Below are 21,988 nucleotides of genomic sequence, written 5' to 3'. Positions count from 1 at the left end.
AATCCCCCACAGGATTAATCACTCAATTAATTTAACGGTAGTTGGGTCTAATCGCGGTAAGATGAACGGTACTGGTGGTTCTTTCTAAAAAACCACCCTCACAATAACTCAGATAAAACTTCCACATTCGAATGAAGTCTTCACCATAGCCTAACTGGCTAATTTCAGACTTTGCGTTATCAAAATTCTCATGCCAGTGCTTAAGCGTTCTAGCGTAATCTTGGCCAATATCATCAAGTGAATGAATCACCATATCGGTTTTTTGACTAATATGACGGGCCATCTCACTAACCGAAGGTAAACAGCCACCGGGGAAAATATAACGTTGAATAAAGTCCACACCCTTACGGTAGCTGTCGTAACGTTGATCAGCAATAGTGATTGCTTGAATCAACAACTTACCTTCAGGCTTTAGTAAGTGTTGTAATTTTTCAAAAAAACCACCGAGGTATTCATGCCCCACGGCTTCAATCATTTCAATGGAGACAACTCTGTCGAATACACCTGTTAATTCTCGGTAGTCTTGTTTCAATAGCGTCACTTTATCGGCCACCCCTTCAACTTCTACGCGCTCCTTAGCATAAGCGTACTGTGCATCTGATATGGTTGTTGTCGTGACATGTACATCATAATGTTTAGCCGCATATATCGCTAAAGCGCCCCATCCAGTACCTACCTCAAGTAAAGTTTGCCCTGGTTTTAAATCGAGTCGCTGACAAATAAGCGATAATTTATGGAGCTGCGCTTCATTAAGGCTGGCATCCTTAGCGGGATAAATGGCGCTGGAATACAGCATTTCTGGGTCTAAGAATGATTGATACATGCTATTGCCCAGATCATAATGAGCAAGAATATTACGTTTAGAACCAGCCTGAGAATTACGATTAAATACGTGCTTAACCCGATTAATCGTGTTACTGATCCAAGAAAAATGCCCTTCAATTTTGTCCAATAATGGCAGATTTTTAGCAAAAACTTGCACGACTTTGGTTAAATCAGGACTAGACCAATGGCCTTGAATATAAGCCTCACCTGCGCCGATAGAACCGCCAAAGACTACCTGACGATAGAAACTGGGTTGCAGCACCTGCATCGTGGCATGTAAATCACTTTTGCTGTCACCAAATACTAATGATTGTTCAGCGTCAACAATCGTTAACTGACCGTGTTCCATGTGTTTCAAGGCTTTTAACAGTATATTTTTGGCGAAACTGTCTGAAAGACTAGCCTGAGCAATACTTGTACCCGTTGCGGTATTATCCATGTTGGTGCTCCACTCTCTTTACAATATATTTTTGTTATTGACCCAATACGTTTGTTGCAGGTTTTTAGTTCAATTAATTGAAAAAATTATGTTGTCGATGGTTTATTAACAAAAGGCACCCGCTTAATAAATAACTTCAACGCTTGCCAATAAATGCCAGCCATTATTTTCAACGTCATCACCGGATAATTAACCAAAAAGCGCTTAATTGCTGCGTTTGATATGGGCTGCCTTTTTAAGGTTATGGTGGCATCAAATAATTTGTCGTTATTATCATTCCTGTTTTCAATACCCACTTTCAGGGTGTTTTTAGGCGGAGTGATGCGCCATAAATAATGCATATCTAAGGTCATAAAAGGTGAGACGTGAAACACCTTATCGGTATGAGCGGTGTTTTCTAGGTCGACCAAATAACAATGGCGCTCATTCCACGGAGTATTACTCACCTCTGCTAGCATATATTTGGGGCTATCTCCCTGATAACAAAAAAAGAAATTTACTGGACTAAAGTAAAGACCAAAGTGGCGGATTTGGCCACAAAAAACCACTCGGTCACAACTTGTAGTTGCTCCTAGCAAGGTTATGGCTTTTAAAGCTCGCTGTTTCAGTTCATCAATAGATTGCTGAGGGTTATACTTTTTCAGCGGCGTTATGGGGGCAAAGGGCTCGTTAAATTGGTGGGTTAAATTATTCAAATAATCCGTTGGATTAAAGGTAAGTAAGCTATTTTTCACCCCGAACAAGGCACTATATTGTAGTAACTCTGCGGCTTCATCTAAGTCTATAGCCATCATGGCAATGTTATAGCCAAAAGCATGTCGTTTAGGCACATGGCGACGATGGCTTACGTAACCATAATATAAACCGCTGTGTGTTAACTTTTGCCCGTCATTAACAAGGGTCATAATTTAATGCCAAATTGTTCGCAAACATCAACCGCGCTTCTTACGCCATCTTCATGAAAGCCGTTGTACCAATATGCACCTGCGAAGTAAGTATGATTTTTGCCGGAAATTAATGCCCTTTTAGATTGCGCTTTCATGCTTGCTTCATTAAATACTGGGTGAGCGTAGTTAAACTTCCTTAAAATCTTACTTTCATCAATTAAGTCTGTTTGGTTTAACGTGACACAAAATGTGGGGGTGCCTTTGGGCAGGCGCTGTAAAATATTCATGTTATAGGTGACACTTGCTGGTTTATCAGCAACCGCGGCTTCGCTTTCACCATCAAGCCTGTAGTTCCAACTGGCCCAGGCTGCACGACGCTTAGGCAATAAGTTAATATCAGTGTGCAGTACTACCTCATTATTTTGGTAAGCCATGGCGGCTAAAATATCGGTTTCTTGTTGACTGGCATCCTGCAACATCGCCAAAGCTTGGTCACTATGGCAGCTTAAAATAACCTCATCAAAAAATTGCCAGTCGCCATTGGCCACCTGAATAATCACCCCACCTTCTTCACGCTTTACGCCAGTTATTGGGCTATTCAATAAAATCTTATCTTTAAAAGGCGCGATTAATTTAGGTATATAATTGCGCGAACCGCCTTTAATCACTGACCATTGCGGCCGGTCACTAATATTCAGTAAGCCGTGATGTTGGAAGAAACGAATAAAAAATCGCAGTGCAAATGCGCGCATATCATTAATGCTAGAAGACCAAATAGCAGCCCCCATTGGCAAAATATAATGCTCACAGAAAAATGCGCTAAATTGGTTTTGGTCTAAGTAGTCACCTAAGGTGATGTCGGGATAATTGTCGGCTTCATAAATGGCTTTACAACTGTTATTAAAGCGAACAATTTCCGCTAGAAATTGATAAAAACTTGGCTTTAGAATATTGCGTTTTTGAGCAAACAAACTAAAAAGTGTATGGCCGTTATATTCAAGCCCAGTAAAAGCATTATGAACACTAAAACTCATTTCCGTCGGCAGTGACTCTACGCCAATTTTTTCCATTAATCGCTCAAACCGAGGATAAGTACGGTCATTAAAAACAATAAAACCAGTGTCAATGGCGTACTGTTTATTATTCACTTCAACATCAACGGTGGCCGTATGTCCGCCAATATAATCATTCGCCTCAAAAACAGTCACATCATGTTTTTGACTTAATAAATGAGCACATGTTAGCCCTGAAATGCCGGTTCCGATCACTGCTATTTTTTTCATTTTACTTCCTGTAACGGATAATTTTTAGGGTATTGAATCATTAAGGGTCTGTTTAGTGGCTTATCTTAGCCAGTATCTTCAGTTGTAAATTTTCTGGCAGCCAAGATAAAAACTTTAATAGCCGAGTAAACTTTTTGGGGAAATGTATCTCGAATTGTTTTTTTGCCATGCCATTAAAAATTTCTACCGCGGCTTGCTCACTGGATATTCTCATGGGCATATCAAAATCATTTTTATCCGTTAGCGGTGTTGCCACAAAGCCCGGACAAATAACACTGACCCCAATTTTTGTGGCTGGGTTTAAGGTTAAATCAAGTCGCAAACTACGTCCCAAATAATCAATTGCCGCTTTAGATGCTCCATAGGCTTGTGCCCTTGAAAACGGCAAATATATGGCACTTGAGCTCATTAACCCTAATTGACCTTTGGCGGTAATCAAAGGTAAAAAGGATTCAATACAATATCCAACGGCCACTAAGTTAGTTTCAATTACACGGCTGAATAAGCTGGCGTCAAAATGCATAACATCATCAACATACTCACAAGTACCCGCATTAAGAATAACTTGTTGCAGGGTCAGTTGTTCACTGGCCAAATATTGCTGTAATTCAGCTGCGGCCTGTTTAACTTGCTGTGCATTAGTAATATCAAACCCTAAGGTATGGGACACATTTAAAGAGTTAAGCACTGACTGATTGCGACCACAGGCAATCACATTAAAGCCTTTAGCGGTGTAATATTCAGCGCAGGCTAAACCTATCCCAGATGTGGCACCGGTAATTAACACGGCTTGTTTTATTTGATGAGATGACGGCATTGATTAGCCCAGCCTTTTTTTGAGTAAATTAATTAAACTACCCAAAAGAGGCACATGCTGATAAAGCATCTGCCCAGCATCAAAATAGTCACGATGGTAAAAAATTTTTTCATCAAACTTGAGTAAACTTGTGCCATCAACTTTAATAATTTTGCCTTTATTCAGTTTCGGGTGGCAGTAGCTCATCACCCAAAACAAAGATGCCTGTTGCCCATCTTGGCTTAAATTGACAGCATGAATATCGAAATCAATATGAGTGACGTTTTGATATAAATCGGCAAAATAACCCGTTAGCGCATGTAAACCATTGACCAGATGAAGAGGATCTTGAAACTGAATGTTAGGACGATAAATATCCTCTAACAGATGCAAGTTATCTTTATTAAGCATTTGATAAACTGAAATAAACTTATCTATTATTTCAGGATGCTGAGTGTTTTTGTTGGCCAAAGGCAATTCAGCAACATTAAACGCTTTTTGCATACAAGACTCCCAAAAGGTTTTTATATAAACATAGCTGGATTAATTAAATTCACAAAGCTTTTAAGAACAATAACATAGACTAATTTACTGCCGTTGTGACTGTTTCACTTTGCTTCTGGTATCTTTTACGCTAATTTGCTTAAAAAAGATCAAAAAAAACGCTTAATAAATTAAGCGCTTTTTAATGATAGTTTGTTTAAAACAGTAATGTAGGCAGGCTAGTTGTTATACCCAATCTTGGATACAGGGTCCCAATACTTATCCACTTGCTGCTTAATAAACGCTTGTTTATCTTTTTTAGCTGCGGCTTCATCAAAACCTATAGCCGCTTGGGCTTTTTGTTTAGTACTAACATCGGGATAGTCCACTTTCTCAACATCAAGTTGCTTGAGCACCATTGCCAATAATTGACGCGCCATAGTGACTTGTTTTATGGCTCTATCCAGTAACTCATGACCTTCTTGCGGGTTATGGGCATAAAGTCCATGTGAAGACATGGCAAAATCCCAACGCCACTGCGAATGACGAATCCCCATTATTGCATCATTCATTAATGGCCAAGTTGCACCGGCATCCCATGCCGCTTTTGCTTCAAAGTGGGCTTTAACCAGGAGGTTTTCGACTTCTCTGGCTTTAGCATCAATGGATTTTTTATGGTTTTGTAAGGTTTTCTCTATGGTCTTTTGACTACTGTGACAAGCTTTACAGGTACTATCAAAGCTATCTAACGCATTGCCCACCTTATGATTAGTAAACTCAGCCCCTTTGGCATCGGTTGCTGGCGGCATATGGCAGGTAATACAGGTCACCCCAGCTTCAGCGTGTTCAGAGCGACTCCAATGCTCAAACTCTGGATGCCTAGCCTTTAATATTGGTGTACGTGAAATAGGATGAATCCACTCATAAAATCGACGAGTATCGTAGTATTTTTCAATGTCGTCAGCAGTACTGCCAAATATCCATGGAATATTCACTTTATCATGACGTTCAGGTTGGAAATAATAAGTGACATGGCATTGCCCACACACCTGCGCACCTTGCATTGTGGTATTTTGTTTATCAAATGGCAGTTTGATTTTAGCCATAGCATCTTGTGCATGAGGCCTTGGCAGGGCTAACTTTTCACTCCCCTCTTGATGACAATCACTGCAATACACTACTGATTTTATTTCAGTACCTAAATCAGCAAAATTAGCATCAGAAAAACCTTCAACGCCCATTTCATTCATCAATCTTGGAGCATCAGGGGTTTTACAAGTCCAGCAGCTGGCTGATAAGCCCTTTTTCCCCTCTTCAACTGACACACCAGTACGTAGAATATGAGTTACATCTGCAACTGCAAATTGATGACCTCTGGGACTATTGTATTCCTTAGCATAAGCAGAGCCTGCCCATAAAATAATACTTGCAGGATACGCGGCTAACATATCTTCCCGTTCAGATTGCTCTTCAGTGGCCAACCAAGACTGATATTGATTAGCAAACTTAGCGCGGTTTTGCTCATCTACGGTATTGTCTGCCAATGCAGAAAATGACACCAAAAGGCCCATTGATAACGCTAAACTTGTTTGTTTTATATCTTTAAGTAACAACATTGCTCTCTCATTTAAAAATCGTCTTAGAAACTAACCGGGGCGGCCATCTACTCTAGGTTTAGTCAAAATTGGTGCAAAATACCAGACAAACATACCAAAGCCGATAAACCAACATGCACCCGCTAACCATAACCAAGTTGAGGTGTATTGTGGCCAGACTAACGGCATAACGGCTCGCAACATGCCTGCCAGAGGTAAACATATAAAAGCCAACAGCATATTCGGGCCTTGATAAATATTTCGGCTAGTGTGACCCAATGATACCCGGGTGATCATGGATAAACATAAAGACGCAATTCCACCTACAGCAAATAAATGCAGTAAGGTTTTATAGGCAAACTCATTATTTATTTGCCATGCCATCGCTAACAAAGTGACAGGTAATGCCCAGTATGAAACATGCAAAGACCATAACATGGGCTCTTTAAAGGTTTTATGGCCTTTCCAACGTGACACCCTAATTAACTGTAATATCCCTGCTGAAAATAATAACCCTTGTTCTATTGCTCGAGGGAATAAATGAAACATGGATTGAATAAACAAGGCTGCCATTAGTAATAATATCAGTATTTCTAATATGTTAATGGGTTCAGGCTTTGAATGTTGTAACTTCATGGCGGTGAAAAATGGAATCACTCGACCACCTACCACTGTAATAACCAGTGCTAACCACCAAATCATGGCTTGCCACACTTGCGTTGACAACGAAAAGTTTCTTTCGTACAAGGCATAATAACTGATTAAGTTAACAATTAACGCCACTGTAAGTAATAACGGAAAACCAATATTACGCCATTGCCTGACGGTATAAATGCAACGCCATAATGTCCATGCGCTGATCCCTAAAAACAAACTGTCGAATAATGCAGGTAACCACAGAGGAATATTAAAGGGAAGTAATAACAACAGCCTAGCTGCTAACCAGCAACAAAAGGTTATGGCTAACTTGCCTCCTTTCATGGTGGGTTGATTGGTCCAAGTTTGCGCTGCTGTTAGCAAAAAACCACACACTATGGCTAAAGCAAAGCCAAATAGCATTTCATGTGGATGCCACCAAAGCGGCACAACATTCGCCCAAAACTCACCATTAAATAAACTGTATTGTGGGGTAAACCACCCCATCAACCATAATGGGATATACAATGCAGAAACAACGGCTCCGCCTAAGAAAAATGGCCTAAAACCTAAACGCCAAATAGCAGGAGTTTTTTCAACGTCGACCGGATCATCAATATTTAGCATCTGTTAGCGCCTTATATTATCTTGCAAACAAAACAAGCATACAAAATACATGTTAAGGATTTTAAGCCTAATTTGATGTTTGTACAATGATAATAGTGACTGACTCACAAATAGCTAACAAAAATGTGATCTACGCTCAGTTACGATTTTTTCAACGCTGATAAAACTTCAATGGCACGCAACCTAGCGGCACTATGTTCCACAATGGGTTTTGGGTAAAGTATTGACTCATTTTGACTAAATAAACCTGTTGAAGCGTCATTGTTACTTTGCCAATGCAAATGCGGTTGGTGAATATGCTTAATAGGCCAGTTAGCCACCTCAGGAACGTATTGCTTGATAAAGTGTGCGTCGGCATCAAACTTACTGCTTTGAGTCATAGGGTTAAACACTCTAAAGTAGGGCTGAGCATCACACCCGGTACCCGCCGACCACTGCCAGCCGCCGTTATTTGCCGCTAAGTCTCCATCAATTAATTGCTGTCTGAAATACTGCTCTCCCCAGCGCCAATCAATCAATAAATGTTTAGTGAGAAAACTCGCCACCACCATACGTAAACGATTATGCATCCAACCGGTTTGGTTAAGCTGGCGCATGGCAGCATCAACAATAGGATAACCTGTTTGCCCTTGGCACCACTGTTCAAACTCATGTTGATTATTTCGCCAGGCAATGGCTTGTCCTAATGGATTAAAATTCTGCGCTTTCGATAAATGCTCAAAGGCCACCAGCAAATGACGATAAAACTCTCGCCAAATTATTTCATTGAGCCAAGTTTTAGCCGGGCTAGCGTCATTAATAAGCGCATCTGGAAAATAAAACAAAATGGCGGTAACACATTGTCTGGCACTGAGTACCCCAATTGCCAAATATGGCGACAATTTACTGGTGGCATCAAGCGCCGGAAAGTCTCGCTTGGCGCCATAGTCAGCCATCAAAAACTCGGCAAAATCTTTCAATCGTTTACGCGCAGCATCTTCTCCTACAGGCCAATGCTCGCTGCTCACTTTGTTTTGATAAACATGGTCATAAACAAAAGCATCTATTGAAGGTTCAGAGATAGGCTTATCAAACGTTGCAGCTTTTAACGGGGTAATCGCTTTTGACGCGGCTTGCTTTTTCCACTCTTTAGAAAAAGGGGTAAACACTTTATACATTTGCCCAGATTGATTAAGCACGCTGCCGTATGGGAATAGGCAGTCTTGCTCAATAAGTGTTAACGGTAATTTGGCCTCAATAAGCTTTTTATCCCGTTGTCGTTCATTAAACTCTGGCTCGACTGCAGCAAAAATAGCCTCTATATCTTGTTTAGCGCAATAGTGGTTTAGCCAAGGTAAAATATCGTCAAAGTCAGCTAAATTAACCACTTGTAATGGAATACCAATTGCCGCAAGTTGTGTACTTAACGCTTGAATATGGCGTTCAATAAAATCAATTTGAATGGCTGCTACATCATGGAGTTTCCACTGCTTAGGCGTCACAAAATACACAGCATAAACCCGTGAGTTATGCTGTTTGGCGTAGTCACAAGCTGCAACTAATGCAGGATGGTCATGAATACGTAGATCTTGTCTAAACCATATCAAACTATTTTGCATGTTCACTTTGCTCTAGTGCTGTTGAGTTTACTGAGGAATTTGGCCAAAAAATCAAATACAACTTAGCCGTTAACGGGACTTAACGGCTAACGAGACTTAACCGCTAAGTCAGTCTGATCTTTTCGGTTAATAGGCGTAACGCAGTTTTAATGCTTCAGGGTGAGGGTTTAAATACACTTGATCTGCAATATATGGCACTTCAAATTCTCGCAAATAGTGATTGAACAACGTCATAGGAACCAATAATGGCAACAAGCCTTGACGATACTTCAAAATCGATTCAGCTAACTCTTCTTTTTGGCGCGCATTTAAATGCTTTTTAAAATACCCCTGAATGTGCTGCAAGGTACTGGTGTGGTTTTTACGAGTGGCTTTAATTTTTAACGCCGTCATAAAGCCCGAAAAATACTCTTCTGCAGTTTGTTCTACATCTTTAATATCGGCCAGCATAGGGCCAAGATCGCGATACCATTTAGGGCTATGGGCCATTAATAAATACTTATAACGTGAATGAAATTGAATCAACTTGTGCTTAGTTAACCCTGAAGCGATCATTTTTCGCCAATCATCATAGGCATAAACCCGAGTAAAAAAGTTTTCTCTGATCACCATGTCATTCAAACGGCCTTCTTCTTCAACTGGCAAGTTAGGGTATTTGTCCATTAACGCTTTGGCAAACACTCCTACACCAGTTTTAGTGCTGTTATTGGTGCCAATTTTATATTCTAAAACTCTTTCCATACCGCAAGTGGGCGACTTAGCACATAAAATGTAGCCGCCTAAATAATCTAACTCTGCAACTTTTTGGGTGCTGAATTGTGTCAGTTCTTTGGTGACATCAAGGCTGCCGTCTGCACTTTGAATAAGTAAAACGTCACCATCTTTAACTTGGCGAATACTTTTGCGCGGCGCCCCCATACCAATGGCCATTTCAGGGCAGATACTGGTGTATTCAAAAAACGGGGTTATTTCTGTGCTGCAGTAGTATGAGTTTTTATGTCCTCCGTCAAACCTAACTTGACTCCCCAATAAACAACTGCTGATACCTATTTGAATTTTCTCTGGTACAAATGTTTGATTGTCGCTCATGGTCGCACTCCTGTGGCGATGTAAACTACTATATTTTTTATTTTTATAAATCTGTCTTGCAGATTAACTGGTTAGCTAATCTGTTATGTGCAGCTGTGGTTATTTATTACGTTTAAAACTTAACATTAGTTCATTTATTCGATAAAAAAAACAGATCCGAAGATCTGTTTAAATATTAAGTAAAATGCTATCACTTGATGATGTTAGTTAGTTTATTCTGAGCCTTGATGCTTTTTGCCCCAATACTCTAGTGACCAAACTAACCCAATTCCGATAATGGCAAAAATAACCGCTAACCCGAGTAAATGCGCTTCACCCGTTTGGGCTTGATATGTAAATGGACTTAAATTTTGCTCAAGCAATGGAACTTGCTCACCGCTAGAATTTTCGCGCCATGTTATCACCTCTTTCCATGGCCAAATTTTACCTAACGTTCCCAGCATCAAACCAGTTAAAAACAATAAGGTGGCGTCATGAAACTTACGTAATAAGGCTGATAACACATGGCTGAAGCTTAACAACCCTACTGCGCAACCTGCAGCAAAACACATTAAATAACTCACCTCAAAGCCTTTAGCTGCGGCTAAAACGGCAGGATACATGCCCAGTAATAACAAAATAAAACTACCTGAAATACCCGGTAAAATCATCGCACATATGGCAATACAGCCAGCAATGAAAAAGTTGATATACGTTGCGTCCATTGAAACAGGGCTAAGCATGGTAATGCTCCAGGCAAAAATCGCCCCTATCAAAAACAATATGCCTCGCAGAATCGTCATCTGGCTAACCTGTTTAAGCATATGAATCACGGAATATAAAATCAGACCAAAAAAGAATGACCATACTGGAATGGGGTGCGTTACCAGTAACCACGAAATCAGTTTAGCAAGGGTAAAAATACTGGTTAAAATACCGCCAAAAACACACAGTAAAAACGGGCCATTAATGTGTAAAAATGCCGCTTTAATGCCTTGAGTTCGAATAATGGTAAACAAACTGGGGTTTATTTTTTTTATCCCCTCTAATAACGGATCTAAAATACCGGTTATAAAAGCAATTGTGCCTCCTGACACCCCTGGCACAACATCAGCAGCGCCCATTGCCATGCCCTTTAAATACGTTATCAATGAATTCACTTTCGATCCTTATATGGTTAATTCTATGGATTATACCTATCAATCAAGATGCTGGAAATCACTAGTTTTATTCATATTCTGCCAATAGTTAACTGGCGATAACTAAAGCCAAGCTCTCGTCAATTTGCGAGTCGACTAGAACATAAGTAACAATAATGTTAATCTCATCCGACCAGACAACCACAACCCGTAACGGATTATGAATAACAATAAACCAAATAAAGTCATGGCGTTATATCAAAAGGTCACCAGCTATCCTTTTGGCCACAACATTTTCTCAAAAATGGTCGCCCGTATGGCACCTTATTTTGGCACTATTCACCCGCTCATTAAGTCACTTGAGCCAAACCGCTGCGAATGCCTCATTAAAAAACGCAAAGGAGTACAAAACCATATTGGTACTGTGCATGTTATTGCTATTTGTAATGGCTTAGAAATGGCGATGGGCACAATGGCTGAGGCCTCTATTCCAAAGCATTTGCGCTGGATACCTAAGGGGATGAGCGTAGACTACACTGCCAAAGCCGGAAGCGATATTTTATGTGTTGCCCAAGTATCGCCTGAACAATGGCAAGTGGGTGACATGCTAGTGGATGTTAAAGCCTATGACACTAACGGTGTTGTGGTAGTTCAGGGGCATATTAAACTGTGGATTTCAGAAAAACCGCAAAAGTAAGCTGCGATTAAGCAAAAGTTTGCCATTAAAAAAGGGGCTTCAGCGATAAACTGCGCTGAGCCCCTTTTTAATTTAGAACATGTTATTGATTAAACACGAGTTGGCCATCTATCACTTCTGCACGGATCACTTTGCCTGGAACAAGATCACCCCGTAATAGCTGTTGCGCCAATGGGTTTTCCACTTCTTGCTGCAATGCTCGTTTTAACGGCCTTGCGCCATAAACCGGATCAAACCCTGCTTCTGCAATTAATGACAAGGCTTCATCTGCTATTTGCAGCTCAAAATCTTTTTCCGCTAGCCTTTGTTGCAGTAATTCAATTTGAATTTTAGCAATGTGTTTAATGTTTTCAGCGTTCAATGGGTGGAACACCACTGATTCATCAACACGGTTTAAAAACTCGGGGCGGAAGTTTTGCATCACCACGTCCATGACGCTACGTTTCATTTCATCATAACTGGCTTGGCCAAAGCTTTCTTGAATGCGGTCAGATCCCAAGTTTGATGTCATAATGATAACGGTATTTTTAAAGTCTACCGTGCGGCCTTGCCCGTCAGTTAAACGGCCATCATCTAACACCTGTAATAAGATATTAAACACATCTGGATGAGCCTTTTCTACTTCATCTAATAAGATAACCGAGTAAGGTTTACGACGAACGGCTTCAGTTAAATATCCACCCTCTTCATAACCAACATAGCCCGGAGGCGCGCCCACTAATCGAGATACCGTGTGTTTTTCCATAAACTCAGACATGTCGATGCGCACTAATGCCGATTCGGTATCAAATAAAAACTTAGCTAATGATTTACACAACTCGGTTTTACCGACACCTGTTGGCCCTAAAAACAGGAATGAGCCAATTGGACGCTGCGGATCGGCAAGCCCTGCTCTGCTTCTTCGAATGGCGTTTGCCACTGCATCTACAGCTTCGTTTTGGCCAATAACCCGCTCATGCAAGGCCTCTTCCATATGGAGTAATTTTTCTCGCTCGCCCTCAAGCATTTTTGACACCGGAATGCCGGTGGCTTTTGAAAGTACCTCGGCAATTTCAATATCAGTGACCTTATTGCGTAACAAAGTCATATCTTGCATTTCAGCCTGTGAAGCAAGATCCAATTGCTTTTCTAACTCTGGAATACGGCCATATTGCAATTCAGACATACGCGTTAAATCACCTGCCCGTCTGGCAACATCCATATCCATTCGAGCTTGCTCTAAATCTGCTTTAATATGTTGGGTTCCCGCTAATGCGGCTTTTTCGGTATGCCAAATCTCATTCAGTTCAGCGGCTTTAAACTCAACATCTTTTAATTCAAATTGCAGATGGTCTAACCGTTTCCGGCTGGCATCATCTGACTCTTTGATTAAGGCCTGTTCTTCCAGTTTTAACTGAATGGCTCTGCGCTCTAATTTATCCAGTGCTTCAGGTTTAGAGTCAATTTGCATGCGAATACTGGATGCCGCTTCATCAATTAAGTCGATGGCTTTATCTGGCAGTTGGCGGTCTGAAACATAGCGATGAGACATACTGGCCGCAGCCACAATTGCTGGGTCAGTGATTTCTACATGATGGTGTAACTCGTAACGCTCTTTTAAGCCGCGTAAAATGGCAATGGTGTCAGTAACACTTGGCTCGTCTACAATCACTTTTTGAAAACGACGTTCTAATGCAGCGTCTTTTTCAATATATTGGCGGTATTCATCTAAGGTTGTAGCACCAACACAATGTAGCTCGCCTCTGGCTAATGCAGGCTTTAGCATATTGCCTGCATCCATTGAACCTTCGCCCTTACCAGCACCAACCATGGTATGTAATTCATCAATAAATAAAATTACTTGGCCTTCTTCTTGCGAAAGTTCGTTGAGCACAGCTTTTAAACGTTCTTCAAATTCACCACGGTATTTAGCCCCAGCAATTAACGACCCCATGTCTAACGACAATACCCGCTTATTTTTAATGCCTTCGGGTACTTCGCCATTGACGATTCGTTGCGCTAGCCCTTCCACAATTGCGGTTTTACCCACACCGGGTTCACCAATTAACACTGGGTTATTTTTACTGCGACGTTGAAGTACTTGAATGGTGCGACGAATTTCATCGTCACGGCCAATAACTGGGTCAAGTTTGCCTTGTTCTGCCCGCTCGGTTAAATCAATGGTGAATTTTTTCAAGGCTTGGCGTTGGTCTTCAGCATTGGGATCATCAACCTTTTGGCCGCCACGCACCTGTTCAATGGTTTTTTCCAATAACTCTTTGGTGGCTCCGGCATCTTTAAGTGATTTTGCTAAAGTGTCATTGCCTTCTAAGGCCGCTAAAATAAACAGCTCTGATGAAATGTATTTATCTTTACGCTTTTGCGCTAATTTATCGCATAGATTTAACAGACGAATTAACCCTTGGGATAATTGTACGTCTCCCCCAGTGCCTTCAACTTGCGGCAAGCGCTCTAACTCTTGGCTTAATGATGAACGTAACGCGCTGACTCGCATGCCAGCCTGCGTGAGTAAAGGATGGATTGAGCCAGAGTCTTGATTGAGTAATGCCATCATTAAATGAATAGGTTCAATAAACTGATGGTCGCGCCCTAATGCTAATGACTGCGCATCAGAAATGGCAATTTGAAACTTGTTAGTCATACGATCGAGTCTCATATAACCTCCTACATCTGATACAAAAAATTGAATATCGATAAAGATATGTTGTTACTTAAAAGATGGGGACAACTAAAAACAATTTCAAGACAAGTGATGCAATAACCGACAAAAACTTGTCGATTATTTACACATTTTTAACCACTGGGTAGATAAATTTTTACTGCTAGGTATTTAGCGTTTTAAGCTTTAAGCCAGATGAGCGAGGCCATACGGCCAGTTTGTTGGTCGCGGCGGTAAGAAAAGTAGTTTGGGTTTAACACGGTACATTCATCGAGATTATAAAGGGTTGAAATACCCAGTGCGGATAACCGAATACCCGCTAAGCCTTTCATATCGGCTAAAAACTTATTGGGTTGTTGCGCTACCTCGGTGAAGCAGGTTGCCGCGTGTGGATGTTGGTCGATAAACGCTTGGCGCACTTCAAGGCCCACTTCAAAGCTTTTAGGCCCAATTGCGGGCCCAAAACAGGCAATGATATTATCTGCAGAAGTAGTAAATTGTTTCACCGCTTGTTCGATAACACCAGCACATAACCCTCGCCAGCCAGCATGTACTGCCGCCACTTGTGTGCCTTGTTTGTCACATAACAACACTGGCAAACAGTCTGCGGTCATTACAGCACAAACTTGACCCACTTGGCGGGTGTAACTGCCATCGGCAATAGGAATTGCACTATGTTTAGCTGCTTGATGTTCTATCGAATAGTCATCCAAAGGCAGAATATCAATACCATGAACCTGCTCAAGCCAAATAGGCTCATTAGGCAGTTGCAGTTTTTCAACTAAAATGCGCCGATTAGCCAATACCTGTTGCGGAGCATCATCAACATGTAACCCTAAATTTAAGCTGTTATAGGGTGCATTGCTAACGCCGCCATGTCGGTCGGTAAACGCAAAACCAACATTGCAAGGTAAGGGCCAATCAGGAGTATGCATTTATAAATACTCGACTGGGTTTAATTCAGTATCTTTACGCAATGCTTTAGTTAACTGCACCATGTCTTCAGGAATTGGCGCTTGCCAGCTCATGATTTCACAAGTAACAGGATGAGCTAATTCTAGTCTTACAGCGTGTAACGCCTGACGATTGAAACTTTTTAATTGCTCAAAAAACTCTGGGCTAGCGGCCTTAGGTGGACGAGGACGACCGCCGTACACAGGATCGCCCACTAATACATGGCCAATATGCGCCATATGGACACGAATTTGGTGAGTACGACCCGTTTCAAGACGCAAACGCAAACGAGTATGGGCACGGAATTTTTCCGCAACACGATAATGAGTCACCGACGGACGACCGCCATTCACTACCGCCATTTGTACTCGTTTAGTAGGATGACGATCAATAGGCTCGTCAACCATACCACCCGCAGTCATGGTGCCAATAACAATGGCCTCATATTCACGGACAATGTCTCTGGCCTGAAGTGCAGCCACAAGGTGTGTTTGTGCTTCCACGGTTTTAGCCACCACCATTAAGCCTGTGGTGTCTTTATCTAAACGATGGATAATACCGGCTCTGGGTACATGCTCAATATCAGGGCAATGATGCAATAATGCATTCATTAATGTGCCATCGGCATTACCAGCACCAGGATGAACCACTAAGCCAGCTTGTTTGTTAATAACAATTATATCGTCGTCTTCATAAACGATATTTAAGTCAATTGCTTGTGCCTCTGCTTTGACTTCTTCTTGCAAAGTGGCGTTAATTTCAATTAACTGTAATTCAAAAACCTTTTCCCGAGGCTTGTCTACTATGATACCGTCTACGGTAACTGCACCGGATAAAATCCATTCTTTGATGCGTGTGCGCGAGTAATCAGGAAAAAGTGTCGCCAATGCTTGGTCGATTCTTTGTCCTGTTTGGGTTGATGTGATCTCGCTTTTTAGATTAATCTCTTGTGTCATAGGAACCGTACCCCATTTATGGGGTCCAAAGTAAATGTAGTATCTGTTACAATCGGATGTTTTCTATTTTACCGTGAAATGGAAAAATTCTTAACAACAACTTATAAAAGAATTGAATTCAAGTATGCATAAATTAGCCAAAAGCGCCGCCTTAGCATTATTTTCTATCGCCATTACCGCTTGTAGTAGTAGTCCAGAAGATCTTGAGATAAGCAACAAAGCCTCTCCTGAGGTGCTTTATTCACAATCAAGAACCTCTATGGAGCTAGGTAACTATTCTAAAGCCGTTAGAACGTTAGAAGCATTAGATTCTCGTTATCCTTTTGGCCCCCATAAGACCCAGGTGCAATTAGACCTTATTTTTGCCTATTACAAAATGGATGATGTGGCGTCAGGATTAGCGAATATTGATCGCTTTCTTCGTTTGAACCCAACTCACCCAGATATTGACTACGTGTATTATATGCGTGGTTTAACAAATATGCAGGCAGATAGTTATTTATTTCACGATATGATGAACATTGATCGTACAGATCGTGATCCAAAGAACGCTGAAGACGCATTTAAAGACTTTGATCGCCTCATTAAAAGCTACCCAAACAGTAAATATGCTGCCGATGCTCAACAACGTATGCAGTATTTAAAAAACCGTTTAGCGCGTTACTCTATTAATGTTGCTCGTTACTATATCAAAATGAATGCGTGGAGTGCTGCAGCGGTTCGAGCGCAAACCGTATTAGAAAAATTCCCTAATACACCAGAAGCAGAGTCTGCTTTAGAAATTATGGCCACAGCTTACGATGAGTTAGGCCAAGAAAAACTGAAACAAAATGCCTTATCGGTTATGCAGGCTAACTTTCCTGATAATGAGTTATTAAACTAATTTTCAGTACCCCAAAAAAATGGCCTCTTAATTGAGGCCATTTTTGTATCTGCCGTTCAATAACTTATTTCGGCTATGTTTTAATCCATTTGCAGCAATCTTGTACAAACAAACCTAAAATCACGTTTATTTCAAAAAATAATTTGACTCTAGGCCATAAAAACCGTTTAATAGCGCCCGTCGCCCGAATAGCTCAGTCGGTAGAGCAGAGGATTGAAAATCCTCGTGTCCCTGGTTCGATTCCGGGTTCGGGCACCATATTATAGGTGCTGACTTAGTCGACATCTCACAAAAAAGCCTCGCAATGCGAGGCTTTTTTGTATCTGGCGTATTATCATCAATTGTCATTCAGATGAAAGAACTATCTCAACTTGTTTAATTAACACTGGCCCCTTATTTTTTCAGGAACCCAGTTTTTAATTCATTTATCTCTGTTCAGGCATAGAAAACCATAGCTTCAATTTAACCAATTGCCTGCCGCTGGGATGTTCAGGATGAACGGAATGTCGCGATCACATGGTCAGTGATGTTCCATACATCACACTGACATTTCCCATATCCCTATGGGTCAGATGTGAAAGAGCGCCCCTATCGTGTAGATAATCCAGCGAGACGCCGCAAGCACTTCCCTGTGGGCTTAACCAAAACATCCATGTTTTGGATACTCGCTGGCTCATCTACACCTTGATTATTGTCTCTTCGATTTGACCATACTCGTCACTAAAAATATAAAGCATTTAAGTCTGTATACCTCAAAGTTTCCATTTAAACTGAGGTCAGCGAAACACCATGCAGAATAAGCTAAATGGCCTACATGGGCTCAATGTGCTCAACCATTAATTGCACAGTTTGATTACCCCTAAACTCATTCACATCAAGCTTATACACTACACGGGCATGCTTAATTGTGGCATCTGGCCATGTCTGTAAATCAATGTTGAATGCAATGCCATCTAACATGATTTTGCCGCATTCGGTTTCAAGTAACAGTTTTAAATGCTTCTCGCCCACTATGCGTTGCTGAATAACGTTAAAAAAGCCGTCAAATAAAGGCTCTTCAAATGATTGTCCCCAAGGCCCTGCATTGCGTAACATAAACGCTGTGTCGAGGGTCATATCATCTACAGGCAACTCACCGTCAGACAGAAGCTCGCCGGTTAACTGCTCATAGTTTAATACTTCTTTCACAGCATCATCGTAAGCTTGCTTAAACAGCTCAAAAGCATCGGCTTTAAGTGATAACCCTGCGGCCATAGCATGGCCACCAAACTTAATAATCATCCCTGGGTGTTGAGAATTAATTCGCTCTAATAAGTCCCGCATGTGCAAGCCTTTAATTGAACGAGCAGACCCTTTTATTTCACCATTTCCAGCATCAGCAAATGCAATCACGGGTCGATGATATCGGTCTTTAATTCTTGAAGCTAAAATGCCAATAACCCCTTGGTGCCAATCAGGCTGAAACAAGGCAACGCCCCAAGGTAAGCTCGCTTCATCTAAATTAAAACTTTGCAGACTTTTTAACGCCTCTTGTTGCATTCCGGCTTCAATATCACGGCGGTCTTGGTTAAGTGCATCAAGCTCATGGGCCATTCTTCTGGCACGTAAAATATCATCACACAGCAGTGTTTCTACCCCTAGCGCCATTTCATCAAGACGACCTGCTGCATTTAACCTTGGCCCAACAGCAAAACCAAAGTCAGCTGCAACAATTTTACTGGGGTCACGCTTGGCCACTTCAAGTAATGCGGTAATGCCTGGACGACAGCGCCCTGCTCTAACCCTTTGTAAACCAGCTTGAACCAAAATACGATTATTGGGGTCAAGCGAAACCACATCGGCTACCGTTCCCAAGGCCACAATATCTAATAACTCAGCTAAGTTGGGCTCAATAATAGAACGTTGTTGATACCAGTTACGCTGGCGAAGCTCTGCACGAATGGCGGTCATTAAATAAAATGCGACCCCAACACCGGCAATAGATTTACTGGCAAACTGACAATCAGGCTGGTTTGGGTTAACAATGGCATCTGCCTTGGGTAATTCTGAGCCAGGTAAATGGTGGTCGGTAACAATAACCGTCATGCCACATTGCTTAGCCGCTTTGACCCCCGCAATGGATGAAATGCCATTGTCGACGGTAATAAGCACTTCTGCGCCTTTTGAACGTGCCACAGAAACAATTTCAGGGCTTAGGCCATAACCATAATCAAAACGGTTGGGAATCAAATAATCAACATGCTGAGCGCCCATCATCTTTAACGCCAACATGCACACACTAGTTGATGTAGCACCGTCGGCATCAAAGTCACCCACAATTAATAGTTTTTGTTCCGCTTGAATGGCATCTGCAATTAAACGGGCGCCGACATCTAAACCTTTCATGGTATTTGGGCGCAGCAATTTAGCGAGTACAAGTTCACATTCATCTTGGCCAACGCCACGACGAGCATAAAGTTGTTTTAATAGTGACGGGAGATTTGCAGGTAAATGACTGTCATCAACATGAGCGCGTCGAATAATCTTGTGAGACAAAATAGATCCCTAGGTTTATTAACCCAAACTCTGATTAATAAATGGTCCCAGAATTCAGGTTGATGAGTTGAATAACCGTTGAGAAAAAGGTGAGCATTGGCTCACCTTAATATATTATTTGATGGCTTAATCTAATGTCTTGATTAAATCTTCAGGGGGTTGGTAGCCAGGGATCATAGTGCCATCCTCTAATATTAATGCTGGTGTACCATTAATCCCAATTGCACGACCTGCGTTGTATTGTTTACTGATATCAATATCACAACTAGCCGCCTTTACGTTACCACCAGACTTAGCCTCGGTCATTGCTTTCAATGGGTCTTTAGCACACCAAACGGCTTGCATTTCATCAGCATTTGCAGAAGGAATACCTGCACGAGGATATGCAAGATAACGAATCGTAATGCCTAGATCATTATAATCGCTCATTTGATTATGTAATTTACGGCAGTAACCACAATCAACATCGGTAAATACCGTCACCACATGCTTTTCATTTTTAGCTTTATAAACCAGCATGTCAGGTACTAATGGTTTGATCATTTCTAAACGCGGGCCAGCCAATGACGCTTCAGTGAGATTTTTCATCCGGTCATTCATATCATAAATATTACCGTGAAACAGTTTAGATCCATCTTCAGTAATATATAACACGCCACGGTCAGTCATCACCTGCAGCAAACCTGCTACGGGAGAAGGCTGAACACTATGAATTTGTACACCCAATTTATTTGATAGTTCTGATGTTAATTGTGCATTGCTGCCTTCGGTTGTCGATGCGGCAGAGGCCAATGCGGGAGCCACCATGCTGGCGACAAGTAATAAGGCTGTAGATAATTTCATGAAATTTCCTAATTATACGGGTACACCTAAACTAGACCCGACTTTACCTGCAAAACTTACAGATTAAATTGTTTAAACGCAACTATGCTGAATGAAGCTTAATTGAGTTTTATGTAACAAACTCTACCCTCTTGGGTGATGTTGCTGATGTAATTGTTGCAATCTAGCTTTTGCAACATGAGTATAAATTTGGGTGGTCGATAAATCGCTGTGACCTAATAGCAATTGCACCACACGCAGATCCGCACCATGATTCAGTAAATGGGTAGCAAAGGCATGACGTAACGTGTGCGGTGACAAGTGTGTCGTAATGCCCGCTCTTACTGCATACAGCTTGATTCGGTGCCAAAAGGTTTGCCTTGTCATCATTTGCCCTCGTTTGGAGGGAAACAATACATCTGACTGCTTCATGTTCAATAATGCAGGCCGAGCAGACTTTATATAGTGCTCAACTTCTTCAACGGCTAACTCTCCCAGAGGCACTAAGCGCTCTTTGCCGCCTTTGCCCGTTACTCTTACTACGCCTTGCCTTAAACTAATTTGATCCATGGTTAAGCTCACTAGCTCAGTAACCCTTAAACCAGTCGCATATAACAGCTCTAACATGGCTTTATCGCGACTTTCGATAGGGTCATCGACGTCAGGCTCCGATAATAAGGCATCAATTTGAGCTTCAGACAATGCATCTGGTAACGCACGATTTAATTTAGGTGATTCTATTAAACTGGTGGGATCTTTTTGAATGTGGTTATACAACACAAGATAACCATAAAAACGTCTAAGGCTACTTAATAATCTGGCGGTACTACTTTTAGCAAACTGTTGCTCAAACCGCTCGGCTAAGTACGCTTTGATCAGTGCATCATTAACATCAAGCAGAGTGGATGACTGTGACAAAACAAATCGTTCAAAATGACAAAGGTCAGTGCGATAAGATGACAATGTATTATCGCTCAGGCCTTTGGTAGACCATAAGTCATCTAAAAATTGTTCAATAATTGCTGAAGGTTTATATGATTTTGATTTCAAGGGATTACCAATTAATGCGTTAGATATGCCACCGTCACGATAGCATATCTAACATC

General features: G+C 41.4%; 18 protein-coding genes and 1 tRNA gene. 3 read left to right on the top strand and 16 right to left on the bottom strand.

Annotated features, from left to right (window positions below; genetic code table 11):
- Nucleotides 1-31: 31 nt before the first annotated feature.
- The 10 genes from L2672_RS01110 to L2672_RS01065 form a co-directional block, all read right to left on the bottom strand.
- Nucleotides 32-1,264 carry an SAM-dependent methyltransferase gene (locus L2672_RS01110; protein WP_248993987.1) on the bottom strand — a complete coding sequence of 411 codons (1,233 nt, stop codon included), beginning with the start codon at nt 1,262-1,264 and terminating at the stop codon, nt 32-34.
- Nucleotides 1,265-1,350: 86 nt separating this feature from the next.
- A complete protein-coding gene (locus L2672_RS01105; RefSeq protein ID WP_248993986.1) occupies nt 1,351-2,169 on the bottom strand; it encodes a DUF1365 domain-containing protein in 819 nt (272 codons plus the stop codon).
- The gene (locus L2672_RS01100) at nt 2,166-3,434 is read right to left on the bottom strand and encodes an NAD(P)/FAD-dependent oxidoreductase (protein WP_248993985.1); all 1,269 of its coding nucleotides are present in this window, start codon (nt 3,432-3,434) and stop codon (nt 2,166-2,168) included. Before L2672_RS01100 ends, L2672_RS01105 begins: the two co-directional genes overlap by 4 nt.
- Nucleotides 3,435-3,486: 52 nt before the next feature.
- A complete protein-coding gene (locus L2672_RS01095; RefSeq protein WP_248993984.1) occupies nt 3,487-4,251 on the bottom strand; it encodes an SDR family NAD(P)-dependent oxidoreductase in 765 nt (254 codons plus the stop codon).
- A gap of 3 nt (nt 4,252-4,254) precedes the next feature.
- Nucleotides 4,255-4,734 carry a nuclear transport factor 2 family protein gene (locus L2672_RS01090; RefSeq protein WP_420833112.1) on the bottom strand — a complete coding sequence of 160 codons (480 nt, stop codon included), beginning with the start codon at nt 4,732-4,734 and terminating at the stop codon, nt 4,255-4,257.
- 218 nt (nt 4,735-4,952) lie between these two features.
- Nucleotides 4,953-6,329, bottom strand: coding sequence for an ammonia-forming cytochrome c nitrite reductase subunit c552 (locus L2672_RS01085; RefSeq protein WP_248993983.1), 1,377 nt, complete (start codon nt 6,327-6,329; stop codon nt 4,953-4,955).
- 30 nt (nt 6,330-6,359) lie between these two features.
- A complete protein-coding gene (locus L2672_RS01080; protein WP_248993982.1) occupies nt 6,360-7,571 on the bottom strand; it encodes an NnrS family protein in 1,212 nt (403 codons plus the stop codon).
- Between the two features lie 140 nt (nt 7,572-7,711).
- Nucleotides 7,712-9,169, bottom strand: coding sequence for a deoxyribodipyrimidine photo-lyase (phrB, locus tag L2672_RS01075; protein WP_248993981.1), 1,458 nt, complete (start codon nt 9,167-9,169; stop codon nt 7,712-7,714).
- 126 nt (nt 9,170-9,295) lie between these two features.
- Nucleotides 9,296-10,258, bottom strand: a complete 963-nt coding sequence (locus L2672_RS01070; RefSeq protein WP_248993980.1) for a YbgA family protein — start codon at nt 10,256-10,258, stop codon at nt 9,296-9,298.
- A 212-nt stretch (nt 10,259-10,470) separates the two neighbouring features.
- On the bottom strand, nt 10,471-11,397 hold the full coding sequence (locus L2672_RS01065) for a polyprenyl-phosphate transporter (protein ID WP_248993979.1): 927 nt from the start codon (nt 11,395-11,397) through the stop codon (nt 10,471-10,473).
- Between the two features lie 199 nt (nt 11,398-11,596).
- Here L2672_RS01065 and L2672_RS01060 point away from each other — a divergent pair, with 199 nt between their 5' ends.
- On the top strand, nt 11,597-12,073 hold the full coding sequence (locus tag L2672_RS01060; RefSeq protein WP_248993978.1) for a hotdog fold domain-containing protein: 477 nt from the start codon (nt 11,597-11,599) through the stop codon (nt 12,071-12,073).
- Between the two features lie 82 nt (nt 12,074-12,155).
- Here L2672_RS01060 and clpB read toward each other — a convergent pair whose 3' ends face one another.
- From clpB to rluD, 3 genes are all read right to left on the bottom strand, one after another.
- Nucleotides 12,156-14,729: an ATP-dependent chaperone ClpB gene (clpB, locus tag L2672_RS01055; protein WP_248993977.1), complete on the bottom strand. Its 2,574-nt coding sequence runs from the start codon at nt 14,727-14,729 to the stop codon at nt 12,156-12,158.
- A gap of 182 nt (nt 14,730-14,911) precedes the next feature.
- Nucleotides 14,912-15,667, bottom strand: a complete 756-nt coding sequence (pgeF, locus tag L2672_RS01050; protein WP_248993976.1) for a peptidoglycan editing factor PgeF — start codon at nt 15,665-15,667, stop codon at nt 14,912-14,914.
- Nucleotides 15,668-16,642: a 23S rRNA pseudouridine(1911/1915/1917) synthase RluD gene (gene rluD, locus L2672_RS01045; RefSeq protein WP_248993975.1), complete on the bottom strand. Its 975-nt coding sequence runs from the start codon at nt 16,640-16,642 to the stop codon at nt 15,668-15,670.
- 124 nt (nt 16,643-16,766) lie between these two features.
- On the opposite strand from rluD, the gene L2672_RS01040 reads away from it, so the two are divergent.
- Both L2672_RS01040 and L2672_RS01035 read left to right on the top strand, forming a co-directional pair.
- Nucleotides 16,767-17,525, top strand: coding sequence for an outer membrane protein assembly factor BamD (locus L2672_RS01040; RefSeq protein WP_248993974.1), 759 nt, complete (start codon nt 16,767-16,769; stop codon nt 17,523-17,525).
- A 182-nt stretch (nt 17,526-17,707) separates the two neighbouring features.
- A tRNA-Phe gene (locus L2672_RS01035) sits at nt 17,708-17,783 on the top strand.
- A 552-nt stretch (nt 17,784-18,335) separates the two neighbouring features.
- Here the strand turns inward: L2672_RS01035 and recJ are convergent.
- From recJ to xerD, 3 genes are all read right to left on the bottom strand, one after another.
- The gene (gene recJ, locus L2672_RS01030) at nt 18,336-20,060 is read right to left on the bottom strand and encodes a single-stranded-DNA-specific exonuclease RecJ (RefSeq protein ID WP_248993973.1); all 1,725 of its coding nucleotides are present in this window, start codon (nt 20,058-20,060) and stop codon (nt 18,336-18,338) included.
- 126 nt (nt 20,061-20,186) lie between these two features.
- A complete protein-coding gene (gene dsbC / locus L2672_RS01025; RefSeq protein ID WP_248993972.1) occupies nt 20,187-20,903 on the bottom strand; it encodes a bifunctional protein-disulfide isomerase/oxidoreductase DsbC in 717 nt (238 codons plus the stop codon).
- A 123-nt stretch (nt 20,904-21,026) separates the two neighbouring features.
- The gene (xerD, locus tag L2672_RS01020; RefSeq protein ID WP_248993971.1) at nt 21,027-21,932 is read right to left on the bottom strand and encodes a site-specific tyrosine recombinase XerD; all 906 of its coding nucleotides are present in this window, start codon (nt 21,930-21,932) and stop codon (nt 21,027-21,029) included.
- Nucleotides 21,933-21,988: the final 56 nt, after the last annotated feature.

Origin of the sequence: Shewanella gaetbuli (assembly GCF_023284065.1) — a bacterium.
In the GTDB taxonomy this organism is placed as follows: Bacteria; Pseudomonadota; Gammaproteobacteria; order Enterobacterales; family Shewanellaceae; genus Shewanella; species Shewanella gaetbuli.
The sequence above is the reverse complement of the archived record's forward strand: the minus strand, read 5'-3'. Positions and strand labels throughout refer to the sequence as shown.

Excerpts from the sequence above, each read along its gene's own strand:
- L2672_RS01060 (WP_248993978.1), top strand. The coding sequence starts at position 11,597 with ATGAATAACAATAAACCAAATAAAGTCATGGCGTTATATCAAAAGGTC.
- L2672_RS01090 (WP_420833112.1), bottom strand. The coding sequence starts at position 4,734 with ATGCAAAAAGCGTTTAATGTTGCTGAATTGCCTTTGGCCAACAAAAAC.
- L2672_RS01085 (WP_248993983.1), bottom strand. The coding sequence starts at position 6,329 with ATGTTGTTACTTAAAGATATAAAACAAACAAGTTTAGCGTTATCAATG.
- phrB (WP_248993981.1), bottom strand. The coding sequence starts at position 9,169 with ATGCAAAATAGTTTGATATGGTTTAGACAAGATCTACGTATTCATGAC.
- L2672_RS01100 (WP_248993985.1), bottom strand. The coding sequence starts at position 3,434 with ATGAAAAAAATAGCAGTGATCGGAACCGGCATTTCAGGGCTAACATGT.
- L2672_RS01070 (WP_248993980.1), bottom strand. The coding sequence starts at position 10,258 with ATGAGCGACAATCAAACATTTGTACCAGAGAAAATTCAAATAGGTATC.
- L2672_RS01095 (WP_248993984.1), bottom strand. The coding sequence starts at position 4,251 with ATGCCGTCATCTCATCAAATAAAACAAGCCGTGTTAATTACCGGTGCC.
- clpB (WP_248993977.1), bottom strand. The coding sequence starts at position 14,729 with ATGAGACTCGATCGTATGACTAACAAGTTTCAAATTGCCATTTCTGAT.
- L2672_RS01080 (WP_248993982.1), bottom strand. The coding sequence starts at position 7,571 with ATGCTAAATATTGATGATCCGGTCGACGTTGAAAAAACTCCTGCTATT.
- L2672_RS01040 (WP_248993974.1), top strand. The coding sequence starts at position 16,767 with ATGCATAAATTAGCCAAAAGCGCCGCCTTAGCATTATTTTCTATCGCC.
- rluD (WP_248993975.1), bottom strand. The coding sequence starts at position 16,642 with ATGACACAAGAGATTAATCTAAAAAGCGAGATCACATCAACCCAAACA.
- pgeF (WP_248993976.1), bottom strand. The coding sequence starts at position 15,667 with ATGCATACTCCTGATTGGCCCTTACCTTGCAATGTTGGTTTTGCGTTT.
- L2672_RS01110 (WP_248993987.1), bottom strand. The coding sequence starts at position 1,264 with ATGGATAATACCGCAACGGGTACAAGTATTGCTCAGGCTAGTCTTTCA.
- dsbC (WP_248993972.1), bottom strand. The coding sequence starts at position 20,903 with ATGAAATTATCTACAGCCTTATTACTTGTCGCCAGCATGGTGGCTCCC.
- L2672_RS01105 (WP_248993986.1), bottom strand. The coding sequence starts at position 2,169 with ATGACCCTTGTTAATGACGGGCAAAAGTTAACACACAGCGGTTTATAT.